This is a genomic window from Pseudomonas sp. LP_7_YM (assembly GCF_004364435.1).
Taxonomy (GTDB): domain Bacteria; phylum Pseudomonadota; class Gammaproteobacteria; order Pseudomonadales; family Pseudomonadaceae; genus Aquipseudomonas.
Genome location: NZ_SOCT01000003.1, coordinates 114,966 through 136,146 on the forward strand (window position 1 = coordinate 114,966; position 21,181 = coordinate 136,146).

A 21,181-nucleotide genomic window follows, 5' to 3' on the forward strand; every position below is an offset into this window, starting at 1 on the left:
AGCAATGTCGGCGCCGACGCGAGCATCGCTAAACAGTCAGCATGTTAGTTGCTCATTTATCGTCTTGAGTGCTGTGCTGTTGATGGGCGGACAGTCATTTAGCAAAGTGCTGCTAAAGCGCCTGACCAATAACCACTTGACCCCCCCGCCCCCACTGAAATACAGCTGGCCCTGAACTTGCAATTGAACCAAGCACGAAAAACGGCGCTTTTTTATAAGCATGACGTGTCGTTTTAAAAGCTTATTCAGGTGCCTGGTGAATACGATGGTGAAAAAGATTCAAATTCTGGACGGCGGTATGGGTAGGGAACTTTCGCGTAACGGCGCTTCGTTTCGCCAGCCGGAATGGTCGGCGCTGGCCCTGATCGAAACTCCGGAATACGTACGCAAGGCGCACGATGCCTACATTCATGCCGGCGCGCAGGTGATTTCCACCAACAGCTACGCCGTCGTGCCGTTTCATATAGGAGAGGAACGGTTCGCTACAGAGGGTCGCTCACTGGCACGGCTGGCGGGCTCCATCGCTCGCGGGGCGGCAGATGCCAGCGTGGATCCGGTCCGCGTCGCCGGCTCGCTGCCGCCAGTGCTGGGGTCTTACCGTCCGGATCTGTTTGAACCCGAAGCGGCGAAGCCAATTTTGAACGTATTGATCGAAGCGCTGAGTGACAACGTCGATCTGTGGTTGGCAGAGACGCAAAGTTCAATTGCGGAAGTGCGACTGGTGGCCGAGTTATTGAAAGACGACCCGCGCCCGCTTTGGTTTTCCTTCACCCTTGACGATGCACTTGATGAACAAGGCCAGGCCCGGTTGCGTTCCGGGGAAAGCATCACCGACGCAGTGGCGGCCGCTGTTGAACTCAATGCGGCGGCGGTGCTGTTCAATTGCAGCCCACCGGAAGTCATGAGTGCAGCGGTACTTGAAGCGGCGGCCTCCTCGACGCTAACCCTAGGGGTCTACGCCAACGCCTTCGAGCCGGCGGATCAGAAACGCGGCGCCAATGTGGGGATCAGTGCGATACGTCGTGATACCCAACCTCCCAGTTACCTGCGTTGGGCCAACGAATGGATCGAACAGGGAGCCAGCATCGTGGGCGGTTGCTGTGGCATTGGGCCTGAACACATCGCTGCGTTGTCGGCGCACTTGCCCACTTCCAACGATCCACTGAGTGGTCCACATGATTGATCGGCGTTCTTTCATAAAGGGTACTGGGACGGTTGTCATGTCTGCCGCGCTGACCTCCCCCTGGTCGTTAGCCAGCGCCCTGGCGGCAGAACCTTCACGTCCTAAAAAAGGCGGTCATCTGATTATCGGGCTCGATAACGCTTCGACCACCGATCGCCTGGACCCTGCATTCTGGTTTGAAAGCTGGATGTACTTCACCGGCAGCCAGCTGTTCAACGCCTTGGTTGAAATCGACAGCAGTGGCAACATCGTGCCGTCCCTGGCAGAGGCCTGGTCGAGTGCCGACGGTGGCCGCAAATGGGTACTCAATATCCGCAAAGGGGTGCAATTCCATGATGGCCGCACATTAAGCGCAAAAGACGTCGTTTGGTCGCTCAATCACCATCGCGACGAGAAATCTTCCTCGCCGGTCAAGGGCTACCTGGAGCCTGTCACAGGCTTGACTGTCACGGGTGAGCATGAGGTCACTCTGACGCTGGCAGAGCCTAACGTGGAGTTCATTTCGCTGCTCTCTGCTGTGCATTTCGTGATCACGGCCGAGAACGAAGCCTTCGAGAAAGGCATCGGCACCGGAGCCTTCATTCTCGAAAACTTCCAGCCCGGCGTACGCATGCTGGTCAAGCGCAATCCTAACCATTGGCACCCTGACCGTGGCCACGTGGACTCAGTGGAAACGCTGGCCATGAATGACTCGACTGCCAGGGTGGCGGCGCTGATCAGTGGCTCGGCGCACATCGTCAACCGGGTGAATCCGCGTATTGTCGGGCGCATCGAAAAAATCCCCTCGATCCAGCTGGTGCGCGACAAGGACAGCCAGCTTTTCACCTTGCCGGGTCTCGCGAACATCGCGCCCTTCAGTTCTATGGACGGGCGGCTGGCGTTGAAGTACGCCATCGATCGGCAGCAGATAATCGATACAGTGCTGGGCGGCTATGCCTCGCTGGGCAACGACAACCCGATCTTTCCGTCAAACACCTACTTCGCCAAGGACCTCCCGCAACGGCCTCACGATCCTGACCGGGCACGGTTCCATTGGCAGAAGGCAGGTTTCGACGGTCCGCTGGTGCTCTTCGCGGCAGACGCGGGGTTTCCCGGTGCCGTTGACGCGGCCCAGCTCTTTCAGCAATCTGCGCACACAGCGGGTATTCCCCTTGCTGTCGAGCGTGTCCCGAATGATGCGTTCTGGACCGATACCTGGCTGAAAAAATCCTTTTGCACGTCCAACTGGGGTTCTCGACCGACCGCCGATGCATTGCTGTCACTGGTGTTCACCAGCAATGCGCCCTGGAATGAATCCGCGTGGCGAGTCCCGGCCTTCGACCAGTTGGTCAAGGCTGCGCGGGGTGAAACCGACGAGGTCAAGCGGCGCCAGATTTACCACGACATTCAAGTGATGCTCGTGGATCAGGGCAGCGAACTCATTCCTCTCTATGCCGATGCGCTCTCAGCCGCCAGCAAGAAAGTGCAGGGGTTTACCTCGGTGCCCGGTGTGCCCCTGAGCGGAAACCGCGCTGCCGAGAAAGTCTGGCTGGAGGGGTAAGGTCCATGTCACTGACACTGCCGTTTTTTGCGCGCGCCGCCGGGCAGGATTTTCTCGTTGCGCTGATCGCCCGCAGGCTGCTCGCCGGGCTGCTGATGCTCCTCGCGATTTCGCTGCTGATCTTCGCGGGCCTGAACCTGCTGCCCGGTGATACAGCTACGGCGATTCTGGGCCAGTCGGCAACACCCGCCGCTGTCCACGCATTGAAGCTGAAATTAGGTCTGGATCAGCCGGCACTCGCGCGTTATCTCCATTGGCTTGGCGCTGTGTTGCATGGGGACTTCGGCATGAGTCTGACCTCTGGGGAAAACATATCCGCCCCCCTGTGGACCCGACTGAAAAATACCCTGTTCCTGGCGAGCGGTACGGCATTGGTCGCCGTCCCGTTCGCTTTAATCATCGGCTTCGTCTCGGTACGCTTTCATGGCAGCTGGCTGGACTGGCTGCTGAATCTGTTGACCCGTTCAGCCGTGGCGTTGCCGGAATTCTTTTCAGGTTATCTGCTGATTCTGATCTTTTCGATTACCTTGGCCTGGCTGCCAAGCAATAGCAGTGTGCAGATGGACATGCCGCTATCTGAGCGGCTGATGGCGATTGTCCTTCCCGGAATCACGCTGGTGATGGCGGTGCTGGGGCACATGAGTAACATGACCCGCGCAGCCTTGCTGAACGCGCAGAACAGCAGTTACATCGATACCGCGATCCTCAAGGGCCTGTCGCCCATGCGCGTGCTGTGGCGTCATGTGCTGCCCAATGCCTGGGGACCGATCATTAATGTGATCGTGCTGAACCTGGCGTACCTGATGGTGGGCGTGGTGATCGTGGAGAACATCTTCGCCTACCCAGGACTCGGCCAATACATGGTCGACAGTATCAGCAAACGTGACATCCCCGTGGTGCAGGGCTGCGCTCTGGTACTGGCCTTCGTTTACATCCTCTTGAACCTCTTCGCCGATGTCGTCGCCGTTCTGACCAACCCCCGCCTACGCAACGGAAATTAGCCATGCCTGCCATGAAACTGTCCCACCTGCCCGGTATTGCCGGTTTTATTTTGTTCGTGGGCGTCGCACTGTTCGCCCCCCTGCTTTCTCCCCACGCACCGGACCAGGTGATTGGGATAGCGTGGGATCAACCTTCGATGCTGGCGCCGCTGGGCACGGACAATCTGGGCCGGGATTTGCTGTCCCGGCTGATATGGGGCACTCGCACCTCGCTGTCGGTAACGATGGTCACGGCGTTGGTCGCGTTCATCATCGGCACCACCCTGGGGTTCATCGCGGGTGTGATGGGCGGTTGGCTTGATCAACTGATCTCACGGGTCAACGATGTCGTGATGGCCATCCCTACGCTGATCCTGGCACTGGTGGTGCTGGCGACGCTGCCCAAATCCCTTGGCGTGATTATCCTGGTGCTCGGGCTGCTGGAGGCCACTCGCATTCTTCGGGTCGCTCGTGCACTGGCAACCGACATCGCAGCCATGGAGTTCATCGATGTGGCCCGCATGCGCGGCGAGCGTCTGGGCTGGATCCTCCTGCGCGAGATTTTGCCCAATGCGTTACCTATCCTGATCGCGGAGTTCGCCTTGCGGTTCGTCTTCATTCTCTTGTTCCTGTCCGCCTTGTCTTTCCTCGGTTTGGGGATTCAACCGCCCACGGCCGACTGGGGTGGGCTGGCTCGGGATAATAAAGACGGCATCCTGTTCGGCATTTGGGCCGCGCTTTTACCGGGCGCGGCGATCGCGCTGTTGGCGCTGTGCATCAATACGCTGGCCGACTGGCTGCTTGGCGCGAACACACGGGCCTGGGGAGCACGCGCTCATGACTGAATTGTCAGGCACTGCACTCACCCCGCTGCTGCGCGTCGAAGACCTGCGGATTGTGGCCAGGGGCACACCTGAAAGGGTTCTGGTCGACGATATTTCCTTCACCCTTGACAGCGGGCAAGTGCTCGGACTGATTGGCGAATCCGGTGCGGGCAAATCCACAATTGGCCAGGCCATACTCGGGCACCTGCGCCAGGGCATGGCGCTCACGGGCGGCCGTATCCTGTTCGACGATAAGGATTTGGCGTGTCTGCCGCAGCCCCAGTTGCGGCGGATCCGGGGCAAGCGGATTGCCCATGTCGCACAGTCGGCCGGCGGTGCCTTCAATCCGGCCCTTACCATTGGCGCTCAGGTGGTCGAAGCCGCCCGACTTCATGGGCAGATGGACGCTATGGCAGCACGGGAGCGAGCACTTGAACTGTTTAGGCTGTTCTCCCTACCGGAGCCAGAAAAGTTTTATCTGCGGTATCCCCATCAGGTTTCGGGTGGGCAACTGCAACGCGCAATGATTGCGATGGCGCTGTGCAGCGCGCCCGATCTGATCGTCTTCGATGAGCCCACGACCGCACTCGATGTCATCACTCAGCTGGGGATACTCCAGACTATCGCAGGGGTGATCCGCCGGTTCGGCGTCGCGGCGATTTACATCAGCCACGATCTGGCAGTAGTGGCGCAGCTGGCCGACCACATTCTGGTGTTGCGTCATGGCCGGCAAGTGGAATACGGCACGACCAGGCAGATTCTCCATGCACCTGCCGCCCGGTACACCAACGACCTGCTCGATGCCGGACGCGGTGCTCACCGGCGCCCTGCGACCCGGATTGAAAATCCGCAGTTGTTGTCAATACGATCTCTTAGCGCCAGCTACCACCATCAACCGGTTCTGGACGGTATTTCCCTAAGTCTGCTCAAGGGCCGCACGCTGGCGCTCATCGGCGAATCCGGTTCTGGCAAATCGACGCTCGGTAAAGTGGTTTGCGGGCTGCTGGCTGCCAAGAGTGGCTCGATTACACTCGACGGGAGGGCGTTGCCGCCGACCCTTGGCGAGCGCAGTCGAGAGCATTTGCAACGGATCCAGATGATCCACCAGACACCGGACAGCGCTCTGAATCCCAAGCTTCTCATTGGCGATCAGCTGAATCGTGCACTGCAAAAATTCACCGACCTGAGCCGCGAGCAGCGTCGACGACGTGTGCTTGAGCTGCTCGGTCAAGTAGGCCTTTCGGCCATCGTAGCGCAGCGTCTTCCCCATACGCTTTCCGGGGGCCAGAAGCAGCGCGTATGCGTTGCTCGCGCGCTGGCAGCGAAACCGGATCTGATTGTCTGCGATGAGCCTACGTCAGCGCTCGACCCCTTGGTCGCAAGGGAAATCCTCGCGCTGCTGCGTCAGCTGCAGGAGGATACGGGGGTGTCTTACTTGTTTATCACCCACGATCTGCACGTCGTGGAAGAGATCGCCGATGACGTGGCCGTACTCTGTCACGGCCGCATAGTGCGCCAAGGCAGCGTGGATGAAGCGCTCAATCCGCCGCTGGATGCGTATACCCAACGTTTGATCGAGGCCGTGCCGCAGATGAGGGAAGATTGGCTCGCCAAAATCTCCATCAGCCTTGATCGACAGCAGGTCATTGCACTTGGCACCGGCTCGGACACGCTCAGCTGGGGGAGCGAGATACAATCCGGGTGGCGTGAACGGCGCCCTGAATCCTTGACAACATTTTTTCCGGAATCCTGACAGCTTGGTGTAACCCGCGTCCCAGAGCCTGCGACAGCGGAAATATCATTCCGACTGATATTTATCTTCGTGTTATTCGATTCGTGCAATAAAACCCCCGAGAACAGAATCCGCCCATCTCAATAACATCGGCGGATTTTTCCATGTTTCAGTCACTCCCTCCTTTTCGCTATCCCCTTGCCGCATTGGCACTGGTTGTGATCAGTGCCTGCGGCAAAAGCCCGGAGACGGCAGCACAGGCCCCAGCGGCGGCAAAAGTCAGCGTGGCCAAGGTGCTTGAACAACCGGTCAACGAATGGGATGAAGTGACCGCGCGTCTTGAAGCGCCCGAAACCGTGCAGGTTCGTCCTCGAGTCTCAGGCCAGATTGATTCGGTGGCCTTCACCGATGGCGCGCTGGTGAAGAAAGGCGACCTGTTGTTCCAGATCGATCCGCGCCCGTTCGAGGCCGAAGTGCATCGTCTGGATGCTCAGTTACAACAGGCCAGAGCAGCGGCGCTGCGCAGCAACAACGAAGCGCAACGCGGCGAACGTCTGCGCGCCAATAATGCAATTTCCACGGAGCTGGCCGACTCGCGGACTACCGGCGCGCAGGAATCCAAAGCGGCTGTCGCAGCCATTCAGGCACAACTGGATCTGGCACGGCTGAACCTGAGCTTCACCCGCGTGACCGCGCCGATTGCCGGTCGCGTCAGCCGAGCGGAGATTACCGCCGGCAACATCGTTACCGCCGATCAGAGCATCCTCACCAGCGTGGTCTCCACCGACAAGGTCTACGCCTACTTCGACGCCGATGAGCGAGTGTTCCTCAAGTACAACCAACTGGCCCGCGACGGCAAGCGTGGCGCTGCCAGCCCGGTGTACATGGGGCTGTCCGACGAAGCGGACAACCCGCATCAGGGTCAGATGAACTTCGTCGATAACCAGGTCAACCCGCGTACCGGCACCATCCGTGGCCGCGCGGTGTTCGATAACAGCAAGGGTGAATACACCCCTGGTCTTTATGCGCGTCTGAAGCTGGTGGGCAGCGGCACCTACTCGGCGATGCTGATCAAGGATGAAGCGGTCGGCACCGATCTGGGCAAGAAATTCGTGCTGGTGGTGGACAAGGACAACAAGGCCATTTACCGCAGCGTCGACCTGGGGCCGAAAATCGAAGGCCTGCGCATCGTGCGCAGCGGTCTGGCCAAGGACGACCGCATCGTGGTCAGCGGTCTGCAGCGCGTACGTCCAGGCTCACCGATCGACCCGCAAGACACCGAGATGGCCAGCGCCGATACGCTCGCTGCACTGCAGAAACAACGCCAGGCGCTCGACGCCAGCAATCAACCCAAGGTGCCGTCCACAGCGGACGCCAAGGTTGCTGCTGTCGCGACCCCACGCGGTTAAGGAACACACTCGATGAATTTTTCAAAGTTCTTTATCACGCGCCCGATCTTCGCGGCGGTGCTCTCGCTGTTGATCCTGATTGCCGGCGCCATCTCTCTGTTTCAGCTGCCGATCAGTGAATACCCGGAAGTCGTGCCGCCGACCGTGGTCGTGCGCGCCAATTTCCCCGGCGCCAACCCGAAGGTCATCGGCGAAACCGTGGCCGCACCACTGGAACAGGCGATCACCGGCGTCGAGAACATGCTGTACATGTCCTCGCAGGCAACCGCCGACGGCAAACTGACCCTGACCATCACCTTCGCCCTGGGCACCAACCTGGACACTGCGCAGGTACAGGTGCAGAACCGCGTAACCCGGACCGAACCCAAGCTGCCTGAAGAGGTGACGCGGATCGGTATCACCGTGGACAAGGCCTCCCCGGACCTGACCATGGTGGTCCACTTGACCTCGCCGGACAAACGCTACGACATGCTGTACCTGTCCAACTACGCCGTGCTCAACATCAAGGATGAGCTGGCGCGCCTGAACGGTGTCGGCGACGTGCAGTTGTTCGGCATGGGTGACTACTCGCTGCGTGTGTGGCTGGACCCGAACAAGACTGCCTCGCGCAATATCACCGCGACCGATGTGGTCAACGCCATTCGCGAACAGAATCGCCAGGTCGCGGCCGGTCAGCTGGGTGCTCCACCCTCCCCGAGCGCTACCAGCTTTCAGATGTCGATCAACACCCAGGGCCGTCTGGTCTCTGAAGAGGAGTTCGAAAACATCATCGTTCGCGCCGGCGACAACGGCGAAATCACCCGGGTTCGCGACATTGCCCGAGTCGAATTGGGTTCCAGCCAGTACGCCCTGCGCTCACTGCTGAACAACCAGCCAGCGGTGGCGATGCCCATCTTTCAGCGTCCCGGCTCAAACGCCATCGACATTTCCAACGAAGTGCGCGCCCAGATGGACCAGCTCAAAAAGAGCTTCCCCGAGGGCATGGACTACAGCATCGTTTATGACCCGACGATCTTCGTGCGCGGCTCCATCGAGGCAGTGGTTCACACCCTGTTCGAAGCGCTGATTCTGGTCGTATTGGTGGTGATCCTGTTCCTGCAGACCTGGCGCGCCTCGATCATCCCGCTGGCGGCGGTGCCGGTGTCGCTGATCGGTACGTTCGCGGTCATGCACCTGTTCGGCTTCTCGCTCAATGCCCTGTCGCTATTCGGTCTGGTGCTGGCGATCGGTATCGTGGTGGACGATGCCATCGTGGTAGTGGAGAACGTCGAGCGAAATATCGAGCTGGGCCATCAACCGATGGAGGCCACACAGATCGCGATGCGCGAAGTGACCGGCCCGATCATCGCGACCGCACTGGTACTTTGCGCAGTGTTCATCCCGGCGGCGTTCATCTCCGGGCTGACGGGGCAATTCTATAAACAGTTCGCCTTGACCATTGCCATATCGACGGTGATCTCTGCGTTCAACTCCCTGACGTTGTCGCCAGCACTGGCTGCTGTGCTGCTGCGCGCTCACGATGCGCCGAAAGATGGCTTTTCGCGCTTGCTCGACAGGGTGCTAGGCGGATGGCTGTTCCGTCCGTTCAATCGTTTCTTCGTCAAGGCCAGCAATGGCTACGTAGGGGCCGTAGGACGTGTGATTCGGGTCAGCGGCGTAGCGCTGGTGGTCTATGCCGGGCTGATCGTTCTGACCTGGCTGGGTTTTTCGAGCACGCCTACCGGTTTTGTACCTGCGCAGGACAAGCAGTACCTGGTGGCATTCGCGCAGTTGCCTGACGCGGCCAGCCTTGACCGCACCGAAGAGGTGATCAAGCGCATGTCCGACATCGCGCTGAAGCAGCCGGGCGTAGAAAGCGCGGTGGCGTTCCCGGGCCTGTCGATCAATGGGTTCACCAACAGCCCGAACTCGGGTGTGGTGTTCGTCACGCTCAAACCGTTCGACGATCGCAAGCTGGCCAGCGAATCGGCCGGGGCAATTGCCGGTGCGCTCAACGGTGAATACGCGTCGATTCAGGAGGCCTACATGGCGATCTTTCCGCCGCCGCCGGTACAGGGACTGGGCACCATCGGTGGTTTCCGACTGCAGATCGAAGACCGCGGCAACCTGGGTTATGACGAGCTGTATAAAGAGACGATGAACGTGATCGGCAAGAGCCGCAGCGTGCCGGAACTGGCCGCGCTGTTCACCAGTTACACCGTCAATGTGCCGCAGGTAGATGCCGCCATTGACCGGGAAAAGGCCAAAACCCACGGCGTGGCCATCAGCGATATCTTCGATACGTTGCAGGTGTACCTGGGTTCGCTGTATGCCAACGACTTCAACCGTTTCGGCCGTACGTATCAGGTCAACGTTCAGGCTGAACAGCAGTTCCGTCAGGACGCCGAGCAGATCGGTCAGCTGAAAGTGCGCAACAACCTGGGTGAAATGATCCCGCTGGCGACCCTGCTGCACGTCACCAACACCTCGGGCCCGGACCGCGTAATGCACTACAACGGCTTCATCACCGCCGAGATCAACGGTGCCGCCGGTCCAGGCTATAGCTCGGGTCAGGCACAGGTGGCGATGGAAAAACTGCTCAAGCAGGAACTGCCCAACGGCATGACCTATGAGTGGACCGACCTGACCTACCAGCAAATCCTCTCGGGCAACACGGCGCTGCTGGTCTTCCCGCTCTGCGTGCTGCTGGCGTTCCTGGTACTGGCGGCACTGTACGAAAGCTGGAGCCTGCCGCTGGCAGTGATCCTGATCGTTCCGATGACCCTGCTGTCGGCCATCGCCGGGGTGATCATTGCCGGCAGCGACAACAACATCTTCACCCAGATCGGCCTGATCGTATTGGTGGGCCTTGCGTGCAAGAACGCGATCCTCATCGTCGAATTCGCCAAGGACGAACAGGAAAAAGGCAAGACCCCGCTGGAGGCCGTGCTGGAAGCCTGCCGTCTGCGTCTGCGTCCGATCCTGATGACCTCCTTCGCGTTCATCATGGGTGTCGTGCCGCTGGTGCTGTCCAGCGGTGCCGGTGCCGAGATGCGTCATGCCATGGGTGTCGCGGTATTCTCCGGGATGCTTGGAGTGACCTTCTTCGGTCTGCTGCTGACCCCGGTGTTCTATGTGCTGATTCGTAATTTCGTGGAGCGCAAACAGGCGCGCAAAGCGGCCAAGGCTCAACACGTTCAGACCATCGCTGCGGAGGCTCATTGATGAAGGCTGCAAAACTCTTTCTGCCAAGCCTGTTGGTCCTCGCGCTGGCGGCCTGTGCCGTCGGCCCTGACTACAAGAAGCCGGACACCTCAGCGGCCGATATCCACGCCGCCGGCCAGGGCGCCTACGACCGCAGCCGCACAGAGACGATCTGGTGGCAGCAATTCGATGATCCGACGCTCAATCAACTGGTGGCCGAATCGCTGCAAGGCAACCGCGAATTGCGCGTCGCGTTCGCCCGTCTCAAGGCGGCTCGGGCCATCCGCGACGACATCAGCAACGATGCCATGCCCGTGGTGACCAGCCGCGCCAGCAGCCAGATCGGCCGGGCCCAGGTGCCGGGTGAAACCGAACACCGGGTCAATCAGGAACGTTACGACCTGGGTCTGGACATGGCCTGGGAGATCGACCTGTTCGGTCGCATTCAGCGCGAACTGGAAGCCAGCGAAGCCGATCAGCAAGTGGCCGAGGCCAACCTGTATCAGCTTCAAGTGAGCATGATCGCCGAGCTGGTGGACGCCTACGGTCAACTGCGCGGCGCTCAGCTGCGCGAAAACATCGCCCGCGACAACCTGAAAAACCAGCAGGACTCGCGCCGGGTCACTGTGCAATTGCGCGACGAAGGCGTCGGCAACGAGATCGACGTGGTGCGCGCGGATGCACGTCTGGCCGCCGTGGAAGCGACGATCCCGCAACTGCAGGCCGAACAGACCCGCGAGCGCAATCGCATCGCTACCCTGCTGGGTGAACGCCCGGACGCCATGACCGTGAGCCTGGCACCGGCCAGACTGCCGGCGATTTCCAAGGCGCTGCCGATTGGCGACCCGACCAGGCTGCTGGAAAACCGTCCTGATGTGCGCAGTGCCGAACGACAACTGGCGGCGCAAACCGCACGCATCGGTGTGCAGACCGCCGACCTGTTTCCACGGGTCAGTCTCAGCGGTTTCCTTGGCTTCACTGCCAGCCGGGGTTCGCAGATCGGCTCCGGGGCGGCGCAAGCCTGGGGGCTGGGCCCGAGCATCACCTGGGCAGCATTCGACCTTGGCAGCGTGAGGGCGAGGATCCGAGGCGCCAACGCCGATGCCGAGGGCGCGCTTGCCAACTACGAGCAACAGGTCCTGCTGGCGCTGGAAGAAACCGAAAACGCCTTCAGCGATTACGACAAGCGTCAGCAGCGGCTGGTCGCACTCGTGCGGCAAAGTGAGGCGAGTCGCTCGGCGGCGAATCTGGCGAGCATTCAGTACAAGGAAGGCACCGCCGACTTCCTGGTATTGCTGGATGCCGAGCGCGAGCGTCTTGCCGCTGAAGACACCCAGGCGCAGGCAGAAATCGATTTGTACCGGGGTATCGTGGCGATCTACAAGGCACTCGGCGGCGGCTGGCAGCCCAACGCCTGATCGACTCCGGGCACCCGCCGGAAGCTTTGTCTGCCGCCCTGTTCAAGCCCCGGACTCATAAGGTCCGGGGCTTTTCACTGAACGGTTTTGAACTCCGCATGGCGCTCGTTCGTTAACCGCGCAGCGCGACGACAGCGCCCTAAATTGTGGATTGGCGTTTGACACTCGACGATCCCTCCCCGAAGCTGCTGCCCACGCAGAAACGGAAATCAGTATGTCAAAAGCGTCTCCGCAGGACTCTCCAGCATCACTGAAAGCTCGACACCGCTGGAATATCGCCATTGCCGCCATGGCAGTGCTGGCGTTTATCGCCCTGGCATTGCTGGTGCGCGGGTGGCACGCCCCGGCGCCCCGGCCAGCGGTCAATCACAGCTACGCCGAAGCGCTGGAACAGGCTCACAACGGCAAACCGGGAGCTGCCCGCGTGCTCTACCAACAGTTCAGTCGCACCGACCTCTCGGACATCCGCCGCGCTGGCCTGCTCGCCGAACTGGCCAACTATCCAAGCGCTCAGGCGCTGAAAATACTTGATAAAGACCTCAAAAACCCCGTCCCACTGGTTCAGCAGGCCGCAATAGACGCCGTCGCCGCAATGGTTCCGCAGGCCCAACGCAGCCTGCTGTTGGGCCCCCTGCTCGATGACCCGGATCAAGGCGTGCGCTTCAGTGCCGTGCGCGCATTATTGGGTCTGACGCCGGACGACGTCGGGCTCTACTACGGCCCGCTTCAGGACGCCGCCGCCCAATACGAAAGCACGCTTGCCTCGCAGCCCCCCAGTGGTCAGAGTCAATTACTGCTGGCAAAACTGTTGATCAACCACGGCGATGTGCAAAAAGCGTCTGACGCTCTGGATCTGGCGTTGAAACTGGAGCCCGATAACATTGAGGCGGGCCTTGCGCAGGTTCAGCTCCTGGATCGGCAGGGCCAGGCCGACCCGTCCCGGCAGCAACTGGCGCGGCTGCTGAGCAAGCATCCCCAGTCTTCCATGCTGCAACATGCGCTGGGCCTGTGGCTGCTGCGTCATCAGCAACATGAATACGCCTTGCTGGCGCTCGTCAAGGCTGTGGAGCTGGAGCCCGAGAATACAGACTATCGGTATGATCTGGCCGTCGCCCTGCATGACCTTCAACAGCTGGAGCCGGCACAGCGTCAACTCGCAGAAATCCTGCAGCGCCAACCGGCAAATCGCAGCGCACGCATTCTGCTCATCCACTACTGGAAGGAGGCCGGACAACTGCAGAAAGTTCAGGTACTGCTCGCGGAGCTGGAGCAGTTGAACCCTGATGATCCTGCCCTGCAACAAGGCCTTTAGGGACAGAAAGAGGGTCCGGCAGCGCAGGTCGCTAGTTTCTTCTGTCAGCCTAGTTTGAGAAATTACTTACAGAAATTTGCTCCTTCCGAGGCATTTTCTGTCAGACGGCTTTATCTTTCCCTGCAAGTTTCATATTGGAAATGCGCCTCGCCTATTTTCCAACTCGCAAAAAACGTGCATTATTTACCCGCAGTGAATCACAACTACCCCGCCATCGATGTGAAACTGATATCACAACGTTAGTTTCATTGGCCGATGTCAATGTCAAGGCGCAGAGGGGTAGTGACACAATGAGCACAAGGCCTTTTATTTGCGTCTATGTTGCTTGCCTTGGGCTGATAACAGCCATTCATCGTCGGAGTACTATATTTGTCCAGACTTGCCGAGTTTCGCGCAGCAGAAAAAGCCCTTCAGGAACAGCTGGCCCAGCTGGAGAATCTGAAGAATGATGCCGGACTGAAAAAAGAGATCGAATTCGAGCAAAAGCTTCAGGCCCTGATGAGCACTTATGACAAGAGCCTGCGTGACATCATCGCCATTCTCGATCCAAACCCTTCGAATACGACCGCCGCCCCTGCAGGCCCCAAGCGCCGCCGGGCACGCGTCGTCAAGGTCTACCACAACCCGCATACCGGGGAATTGATCGAAACCAAAGGCGGCAACCATCGCGGCCTCAAGTCATGGAAAGAGCAGTACGGTGCTGAAACCGTTGACTCCTGGCTGCGCGACTGATCGCCTTGGGTGGCACCAACGCCTTATAAAAAAGCCCCTGCCAAGGGGCTTTTTTATAAACATCGTGACCTGGATGATCAACGCACGGTGCGAACCGTGAAAGTCAATGCGGCCCCTGCCCAGGCTGCACAAAGCCATCAAGTGTGTGAGCGTATACCGGGCATGTCGGCTCCAACAAAGGGATGACAACTAAGGCGGACCACCCCGGTGATTGATTACAAAGTAGTAATGAATGGGTGTTATTCACCTTGTCGAGGGCGGTAACGAACTAAGCACCCAAGATTGCTTGAATCGACGAACAGTCGATGAAATCGCTAAGTGCTAACTGCTTATTTGCAAGTTCTTCACATATTTTTCACATGCACTTCTACAGGATGGGGGCTGCTAAAGGATTAGCGCCCCATGCCCGCTTCGGCGGGCTTCTTTATGCCTATCGTTTAGCGCTCAGGGCGTTACATGCAGACGCAAGCTGTCTCTAATGCGCAACACTTCATCCTTATTGGCGACGTAGCCGTCTGCCGAGCCTGCATAAGACAACGACCAGGCCGTCGCATTGCTGGCTGCCGCGACCAGCGTCTGGGTCATCACATGCGCTCCGTTCTGCGTGATAGTGCAGGTGGTTTCCATCGCCGGCACATCGCTTAAGGCACTGTCCTTCATCTTCGTGCAGACACTCTGCAATCCACTGCGCACGAAGTTGACCTGCACCGCCTTGCGCATTTCCAGCAGCACGCTCTGCACATTGACCTCATGGCCGGGCTGCAAGCGGGTCTGTGTCAGCTCAACGACCATCGCCGGGTCGCCATTGTCATCGTTCTTCACCGCCCGTTGGCGGATCTGCACAGCAGGTCGGTCCGGATTTGACTGCGGCTGCGCCGGTGGCAATGCCTCGACTTGCCAGTCGCTGGGCCAGACGATCACCGCATCCGCCGCCTGTGCCGGAATTGAACCAAATGCCAGGCAGGCACCGACCATTAAAAGAGTACGTAGCGTGAGCAGCATGTCCGATACCTGAACGTAGAGCCGGAAATTGTGGTGCAGACAGAGTATGCCCACAAGGCGCGCAGACAGGTTTATCACTTTCGGGTTTGGCTACGGCGTGGCGTCCCGTATCATTGAGCCACATTTACAGAATTACCCGGAGTCACCATGAGTCTGCACGAACTGAACACCTTCCCAGGCGTCACTGCCCAGCCGGATGCCGCCACTGCCCGATTCGTGTTCAACCACACCATGCTTCGGGTCAAGGACATTTGCACCTCGCTGGATTTCTACACCCGCGTCCTCGGTTTCAGTCTGGTGGAAAAACGCGATTTCCCTGAAGCCGAATTCAGCCTGTATTTCCTGGCGCTGGTCGACAAGGCGCAGATTCCTGCGGACGACGCGGCGCGCACGGTCTGGATGAAGGGCATTGCTGGCATTCTTGAGCTGACCCACAACCACGGCACCGAGAACGATCCGTCGGTCGCCTACCACGATGGCAACAGCGATCCGCGAGGCTTTGGTCACATTTGTGTGTCAGTGCCGGACGTACACGTGGCCTGCGCCCGTTTCGAAGAGCTGGGTGTGAACTTCCAGAAACGCCTGAGCGATGGCCGCATGAAGAGCCTGGCGTTCATCAAGGACCCGGACGGCTACTGGGTCGAGATCATTCAGCCTACGCCGGTCTGAGCATTCCGCCAGGTCACGACTGCCCCCATTTCAGGACTCGTCGGTGATCCTGTAAATAAAAAAACCTCATGATCGCTCATGAGGTTTTTGTTTTGAGACTAAGTCAGTCAGCCATCAGGCCGGGGCGCTGGTACGAATCAAGTGATCGAACGCGCTCAGGGAGGCCTTGGCGCCCTCACCCACCGCGATCACGATCTGCTTGTACGGCACAGTGGTGACGTCACCGGCAGCGAAGATGCCAGGGATTGAGGTCTCACCGCGGTTGTCGATAACGATCTCGCCGCGTGGCGTAAGCTCAAGGGTGCCTTTGAGCCATTCGGTGTTTGGCAGCAGACCGATCTGTACAAAGATACCTTCCAGCTCAACGTTGATCTCTTCACCGGTGATGCGGTTTTTGTAACGCAGGCCATTGACCTTCTGGCCGTCCCCAGTCACTTCGCTAGTCAGCGCGCTGGTCAGCACGGTGACGTTGGGCAAACTGTGCAGCTTGCGTTGCAGAACAGCATCGGCTCGCAGCGAACTGTCGAATTCCAGCAGGGTCACGTGGGACACGATACCGGCCAGGTCGATTGCCGCTTCCACGCCAGAGTTACCGCCGCCGACCACAGCCACGCGCTTGCCTTTGAACAACGGGCCGTCGCAGTGCGGGCAATACGCTACGCCTTTATTGCGATACTGCTGTTCACCGGGCACGTTCATTTCGCGCCAGCGGGCACCGGTCGCCAGGATCACGGTCTTGGATCTCAACACGCCGCCACTGGCGAACCTGACCTGATGCAGCGCGCCATCCTTGCCTGGAATCAGCTTGTCGCCACGCTGCAGGTTCATGATGTCGACTTCGTATTCCTTGACGTGCTCTTCAAGGGCCACGGCCAGTTTCGGGCCTTCGGTGTGCTGTACCGAAATGAAGTTTTCGATGGCCATGGTGTCCAGCACCTGACCGCCGAAGCGTTCAGCCGCCACGCCTGTGCGGATGCCTTTACGTGCGGCATAGATCGCTGCCGCGGAACCTGCAGGGCCGCCACCGACTACCAGCACATCGAATGCTTGCTTGGCATTGAGTTTCTCTGCCTGACGGTCACCTGCACCGGTGTCGATCCTGGCCAGAACCTCTTCCAGGTTCATGCGGCCCTGGGCGAACAGCTCGCCATTGAGGTAGATGCTCGGCACCGACATGATCTGACGGTCGCTGACTTCCTGCTGAAACAGGCCGCCTTCGATAGCCACGTGATGCACATTCGGGTTGAGCACAGCCAGCAGGTTCAGCGCCTGAACCACGTCAGGGCAGTTCTGGCAGGTCAGGGAGAAGTAGGTTTCAAACTTGAACTCACCGGACAGGGAACGTGCCTGCTCGATGGTTTCCTCGGTGGCTTTGGAGGGATAGCCGCCAACCTGCAGCAGCGCCAATACCAGCGAGGTGAATTCGTGACCCATTGGCAGGCCGGCAAACCGCAACTTGATGTCCTCGCCCGGGCTGTTCAGGGCAAAGGACGGGGTGCGGGCATCGGTGCCGTTGGTGTCCAAGGTGATCTGGTTGGAGCTGCTGACGATGTCATTGAGCAGCGCCAGCATTTCCTGGGATTTTGCGCCGTCATCGAGGGACGCGACGATCTCGATCGGGCGAGTGATCCGCTCCAGGTACGATTTCAACTGAGCTTTAAGATTGGCGTCCAACATGATGGCGTTCCTTTTTTCACTTTCAGGGTCTGCAAATGCAGTGTCTTCAAACAAAAACGCCCAGGCGATAACCGCCCGGGCGTTTTTTGGGGGCGATGCGGCTTACTGACTTACGGGCTGAACGCCCCCGGTCCTGTCATGAGGACTTAGATCTTACCGACCAGGTCCAGGGAAGGAGCCAGCGTCGCTTCGCCTTCTTTCCACTTGGCCGGGCAGACTTCACCCGGGTGAGCAGCAACGTATTGAGCAGCCTTGATTTTACGCAGCAGCTCGTTGGCGTCACGGCCTACACCACCGTCGTTCAGCTCGACGATTTTGATCTCGCCTTCAGGGTTGATCACGAAGGTACCGCGATCTGCTAGACCAGCCTCTTCGATCAGCACGTCGAAGTTGCGCGAGAGGGTCAGGGTTGGGTCACCGATCATGGTGTACTGAATTTTGCCGATGGCTGGGGAAGTGTTGTGCCAGGCAGCGTGGGCAAAGTGGGTGTCGGTCGATACGGAGTAGATTTCAACGCCCAGTTTCTGGAACGCTTCGTAGTTGTCCGCCAGGTCTTCGAGTTCGGTCGGGCAGACGAAGGTGAAGTCGGCTGGGTAGAAGAACACCACAGACCATTTGCCTTTGAGGTCAGCATCCGAAACTTCGACGAAAGAACCGTTTTTGAACGCGGTCGCTTTGAACGGTTTTACCTGGCTGTTAATGATAGGCATCGGTTGGATCTCCTTAGGGTTAAAAAAAACGGCGTTGTGAAGCGATGGGAAGGATCTTACGCACAATCATCAGCCACGGCTCATTGGCAAACCTGATGCTGATGATTGGTTTTCGCTATAAAGGAACTCTATTAATAGAAGAATTCAGTGCGGCCTCGCGAATCTGTCACAGGCGATCCAGGGTGAATCGCAGCACGCGCCGGACAGCCTACCGGCTTCATCCATGGATGTTCAACCCATGGCAGACATCACCTGAAAAATGCAGCAAAATGCGCGCCTTTGATAGTACGTAACCGCTGATAGGTGGCCGTTACATTCTGCAGGAGTGAGTATGGCCCGAAGCGGCATAAACAAGTCGGACGTGCAGTCTGCGCGCCTTGCTCTGCTGGCTCGGGGCGAAAATCCGAGCATCGATGCAGTACGTATCGAGATGGGCAATACAGGATCGAAGAGCACCATCCACCGCCTCATGCGCGAACTTGACACGACAGAGAGCGACACGCCTGTCCCACAGATCGACGCCGAACTCTATAGTCTTGTGGCTCGCCTGGGAGCGCGGTTGAGGGAGCAGGCGCAGGCGCACATCGAGGAGGCGAAGACAAGCCTGGATGCCGAAAAGAAGGCCCTGCAGGACACACTGAACGCCGTAGAGCGGCGCCTGGCCGACCTCATTGAACGCCACGCCAGCCAGACCACCAAGCTGGGCACCCAGACCGCCACTTTGCTGAGCACACAGAAAGCCTTGCAGATCGAGCAGAAGGAGAATGGCCGACTGACCCAGGCCGCTCAGGATGCCACGTCACGCCTGGAGGACAGGGACGCGCAGATTCGCGCGCTCAAAGGACAGCATCTGCAATCGCACACCCAGTGCGCGCTGTTACAGGAACGCTTGCACAATGCACAGCGTGAAAACGACAGGCTGCAGGAGCGGCTGACCGAACGTGACCAGCAGAATCGGGTTCTGGAGCTGATCCTGATCAAGACTGAAGTGGCGCTGGAAAATCTGCGGGCAGAGCATCCTGCCACGCAAACCGCCCCGGACAGCTGACGCATCAGCGCCTAAGGTTTGTCCGACGGCGCTTCGATCAAGCCGCGGACCCGCTGCGCCAGGTCATCGATGTGGAACGGCTTGACCAGCATGTCCATGCCCTTCTCCAGAAAATCGCCACGCACCTGGGCATTGCGGGCGTATCCGGTCATGAACAACACGCGCAGCTCAGGGCGCTGCTGGCGGGCGATTTCCGCCAATTGACGACCGTTCATGCCCGGCAAGCCTACGTCAGTGACCAGCAGGTCGATTCGCCCGCCATCCTGCAAAAACGGCAAGGCAGACGTACCGTCGGCAGCCACCTCTACCGAATACCCCAGCTCCCGCAGCACATCCACCACCAGCATTCGCACATCGGCTTCATCTTCCACGACCAACACGCGCTCGCCCTGCTCCGCTCTTGGAGTCGCAGCGTCCTCATCGGTCGCTTGCTGGCGGTGCGCAGATTCGAAGTGGCACGGCAGGTACAGGTCGATGCGCGTCCCCCGGCCTTCCACACTGTCGATCAGCACCTGCCCGCCAGTCTGGTTGATAAAGCCATAAACCATCGACAAGCCCAGACCGGTGCCTTGCCCGATCGGCTTGGTGGTGAAAAACGGATCGAACGCACGAGCAATCACCTCTGCGGACATACCGCTGCCGGTGTCCTGCACGCTTAACCGGACATAGTCACCCGGCGGCAACGCGTCATGCAGCGCTGCCGCATGAACGATCTCGGTCTGAATCAATAGCCGTCCGCCGTCGGGCATGGCGTCGCGAGCATTGATCACCAGATTCAACAGGGCATTTTCCAATTGATGCTCATCGGTGTTGGTCAGCTGCAAGCCGGTAGTCAGATCGATTTCCAGTTCGATACTCTCGCCAATGGTCCGCCGAACCAGCTCCTCCATCGACATCACCATCTGGTTGACGTCGACGGGTCGTGGGTCGAGCGACTGACGCCGGGCGAATGCCAGCAACCTGTGCGTCAACGAGGCGGCCCGGTTAGCCGAACTCATGGCCGCCTCGATATAGCGGTCGATCTCGGACACTCGACCCGCCGCAACACGTCGCTGGATCAGGTCCAGAGCACCCAGCACGCCGGTCAGCATGTTGTTGAAATCATGAGCGATGCCGCCAGTCAGCTGGCCGATGGCGTCCATTTTCTGGGCGTGACGCAGCGCCTCTTCAGCCTGTGCACGCTCGCTGATTTCCACCTGGAGCCGCTCGTTGATCTGCGCCAGTTCGCGCGTGCGCTCTGCCACCCGCCGTTCAAGACTTTCGTTCAGTTCACGCAACGCATCTTCAGCGCTGACCTGCGCGGTGATGTCAGTGCTGGTGCCAAGCCAATAGGTAATATTGCCCTGCTCATCGCGGATGGGCAGCGCGCGACAGAGGAACCAGCGGTAGAGCCCGTCCTTGCCGCGCAGGGGGAAGGTGTCCTCCCAGATCGAACCCGTGGCGAAACAGCGTCGCATGCGCGTCTCAACGCGCTCCAGATGATCGGGATGGTGCAGCGATCGCCAGCCCAGCGCCATCATGGCTTCGTGAGAGGTGCCGGTATAGGAATACCAGCGTGCGTTGTACCAATAGATCCTTCCGACAGGATCGGCAATCCACGCCAACTGACTCATGTTGTCAGCCAGGGTCCGGAACTGCCGCTCGCTTTCGTGCAACGCGGCGTCCCCGGCAGGTCCCCGGTCATCAGATTCCCGATCTTCAGTTGCAGTAGGATTCAAGGGCATGGCTGCCGGAAGATTCTTGCTGGTCAAAAGCGGTTCCA

The 21,181-nt window shown here is 59.3% G+C and carries 15 protein-coding genes and 1 pseudogene; 12 read left to right on the forward strand and 4 right to left on the reverse strand.

Translation table 11 applies throughout. From position 1 onward, the window contains the following. The first annotated feature begins 265 nt into the window (after positions 1-265). From EC915_RS09535 to EC915_RS09580, 10 genes are all read left to right on the forward strand, one after another. Positions 266-1,183, forward strand: coding sequence for a homocysteine S-methyltransferase family protein (locus EC915_RS09535; RefSeq protein WP_133750285.1), 918 nt, complete (start codon positions 266-268; stop codon positions 1,181-1,183). Between the two features lie 37 nt (positions 1,184-1,220). Next, positions 1,221-2,723, forward strand: coding sequence for an ABC transporter substrate-binding protein (locus EC915_RS09540; protein ID WP_218568077.1), 1,503 nt, complete (start codon positions 1,221-1,223; stop codon positions 2,721-2,723). A gap of 5 nt (positions 2,724-2,728) precedes the next feature. Beyond that, positions 2,729-3,724 (forward strand): ABC transporter permease, encoded by a 996-nt coding sequence (locus tag EC915_RS09545; protein WP_133750287.1) that lies wholly within the window; start codon positions 2,729-2,731, stop codon positions 3,722-3,724. A 2-nt stretch (positions 3,725-3,726) separates the two neighbouring features. After that, entirely contained in the window at positions 3,727-4,548 is an 822-nt protein-coding gene (locus EC915_RS09550) for an ABC transporter permease (protein WP_133750288.1), read from the forward strand. Further along, entirely contained in the window at positions 4,541-6,280 is a 1,740-nt protein-coding gene (locus EC915_RS09555) for an ABC transporter ATP-binding protein (RefSeq protein ID WP_133750289.1), read from the forward strand. Before EC915_RS09550 ends, EC915_RS09555 begins: the two co-directional genes overlap by 8 nt. A 143-nt stretch (positions 6,281-6,423) precedes the next feature. Beyond that, the gene (gene mexE / locus EC915_RS09560) at positions 6,424-7,668 is read left to right on the forward strand and encodes a multidrug efflux RND transporter periplasmic adaptor subunit MexE (protein ID WP_133750290.1); all 1,245 of its coding nucleotides are present in this window, start codon (positions 6,424-6,426) and stop codon (positions 7,666-7,668) included. Between the two features lie 12 nt (positions 7,669-7,680). Then, positions 7,681-10,872: an efflux RND transporter permease subunit gene (locus EC915_RS09565; RefSeq protein WP_133750291.1), complete on the forward strand. Its 3,192-nt coding sequence runs from the start codon at positions 7,681-7,683 to the stop codon at positions 10,870-10,872. Next, positions 10,872-12,269 carry an efflux transporter outer membrane subunit gene (locus EC915_RS09570; RefSeq protein ID WP_133750292.1) on the forward strand — a complete coding sequence of 466 codons (1,398 nt, stop codon included), beginning with the start codon at positions 10,872-10,874 and terminating at the stop codon, positions 12,267-12,269. The genes EC915_RS09565 and EC915_RS09570 overlap by 1 nt, the downstream gene beginning before the upstream one ends. 214 nt (positions 12,270-12,483) lie before the next feature. Then, positions 12,484-13,581, forward strand: coding sequence for a tetratricopeptide repeat protein (locus EC915_RS09575; RefSeq protein WP_133750293.1), 1,098 nt, complete (start codon positions 12,484-12,486; stop codon positions 13,579-13,581). 369 nt (positions 13,582-13,950) lie between these two features. Further along, positions 13,951-14,313, forward strand: coding sequence for a histone-like nucleoid-structuring protein, MvaT/MvaU family (locus EC915_RS09580; protein ID WP_133750294.1), 363 nt, complete (start codon positions 13,951-13,953; stop codon positions 14,311-14,313). Positions 14,314-14,757: 444 nt separating this feature from the next. Here the strand turns inward: EC915_RS09580 and EC915_RS09585 are convergent, their stop codons facing one another. Further along, on the reverse strand, positions 14,758-15,288 hold the full coding sequence (locus tag EC915_RS09585; protein WP_256658709.1) for a DUF4946 domain-containing protein: 531 nt from the start codon (positions 15,286-15,288) through the stop codon (positions 14,758-14,760). 174 nt (positions 15,289-15,462) lie between these two features. Between EC915_RS09585 and gloA the strand changes: the two genes are divergently transcribed. Continuing rightward, the gene (gene gloA / locus EC915_RS09590; protein WP_133750296.1) at positions 15,463-15,984 is read left to right on the forward strand and encodes a lactoylglutathione lyase; all 522 of its coding nucleotides are present in this window, start codon (positions 15,463-15,465) and stop codon (positions 15,982-15,984) included. A 114-nt stretch (positions 15,985-16,098) separates the two neighbouring features. Here gloA and ahpF read toward each other — a convergent pair whose 3' ends face one another. Then, entirely contained in the window at positions 16,099-17,661 is a 1,563-nt protein-coding gene (gene ahpF / locus EC915_RS09595; RefSeq protein WP_133750297.1) for an alkyl hydroperoxide reductase subunit F, read from the reverse strand. A gap of 146 nt (positions 17,662-17,807) precedes the next feature. Next, positions 17,808-18,371, reverse strand: a complete 564-nt coding sequence (gene ahpC / locus EC915_RS09600; protein ID WP_133750298.1) for an alkyl hydroperoxide reductase subunit C — start codon at positions 18,369-18,371, stop codon at positions 17,808-17,810. Between the two features lie 331 nt (positions 18,372-18,702). On the opposite strand from ahpC, the gene EC915_RS09605 reads away from it, so the two are divergent. Then, complete coding sequence (locus EC915_RS09605) at positions 18,703-19,419, forward strand: DNA-binding protein (RefSeq protein ID WP_133750299.1); 717 nt, start codon at positions 18,703-18,705, stop codon at positions 19,417-19,419. 11 nt (positions 19,420-19,430) lie between these two features. On the opposite strand, the pseudogene EC915_RS09610 reads toward EC915_RS09605, so the two are convergent. Then, positions 19,431-21,077, reverse strand: a pseudogene (locus EC915_RS09610) (response regulator); the annotation flags it as partial. Positions 21,078-21,181 lie beyond the last annotated feature (104 nt).

Bases quoted from the DNA above. Each gene is read 5' to 3' on its own strand.
- EC915_RS09535 (WP_133750285.1), top strand. From the start codon at position 266: ATGGTGAAAAAGATTCAAATTCTGGACGGCGGTATGGGTAGGGAACTT.
- EC915_RS09540 (WP_218568077.1), top strand. From the start codon at position 1,221: ATGTCTGCCGCGCTGACCTCCCCCTGGTCGTTAGCCAGCGCCCTGGCG.
- EC915_RS09545 (WP_133750287.1), top strand. From the start codon at position 2,729: ATGTCACTGACACTGCCGTTTTTTGCGCGCGCCGCCGGGCAGGATTTT.
- EC915_RS09550 (WP_133750288.1), top strand. From the start codon at position 3,727: ATGCCTGCCATGAAACTGTCCCACCTGCCCGGTATTGCCGGTTTTATT.
- EC915_RS09555 (WP_133750289.1), top strand. From the start codon at position 4,541: ATGACTGAATTGTCAGGCACTGCACTCACCCCGCTGCTGCGCGTCGAA.
- mexE (WP_133750290.1), top strand. From the start codon at position 6,424: ATGTTTCAGTCACTCCCTCCTTTTCGCTATCCCCTTGCCGCATTGGCA.
- EC915_RS09565 (WP_133750291.1), top strand. From the start codon at position 7,681: ATGAATTTTTCAAAGTTCTTTATCACGCGCCCGATCTTCGCGGCGGTG.
- EC915_RS09570 (WP_133750292.1), top strand. From the start codon at position 10,872: ATGAAGGCTGCAAAACTCTTTCTGCCAAGCCTGTTGGTCCTCGCGCTG.
- EC915_RS09575 (WP_133750293.1), top strand. From the start codon at position 12,484: ATGTCAAAAGCGTCTCCGCAGGACTCTCCAGCATCACTGAAAGCTCGA.
- EC915_RS09585 (WP_256658709.1), bottom strand. From the start codon at position 15,288: ATGGTCGGTGCCTGCCTGGCATTTGGTTCAATTCCGGCACAGGCGGCG.
- gloA (WP_133750296.1), top strand. From the start codon at position 15,463: ATGAGTCTGCACGAACTGAACACCTTCCCAGGCGTCACTGCCCAGCCG.
- ahpF (WP_133750297.1), bottom strand. From the start codon at position 17,661: ATGTTGGACGCCAATCTTAAAGCTCAGTTGAAATCGTACCTGGAGCGG.
- ahpC (WP_133750298.1), bottom strand. From the start codon at position 18,371: ATGCCTATCATTAACAGCCAGGTAAAACCGTTCAAAGCGACCGCGTTC.
- EC915_RS09605 (WP_133750299.1), top strand. From the start codon at position 18,703: ATGGCCCGAAGCGGCATAAACAAGTCGGACGTGCAGTCTGCGCGCCTT.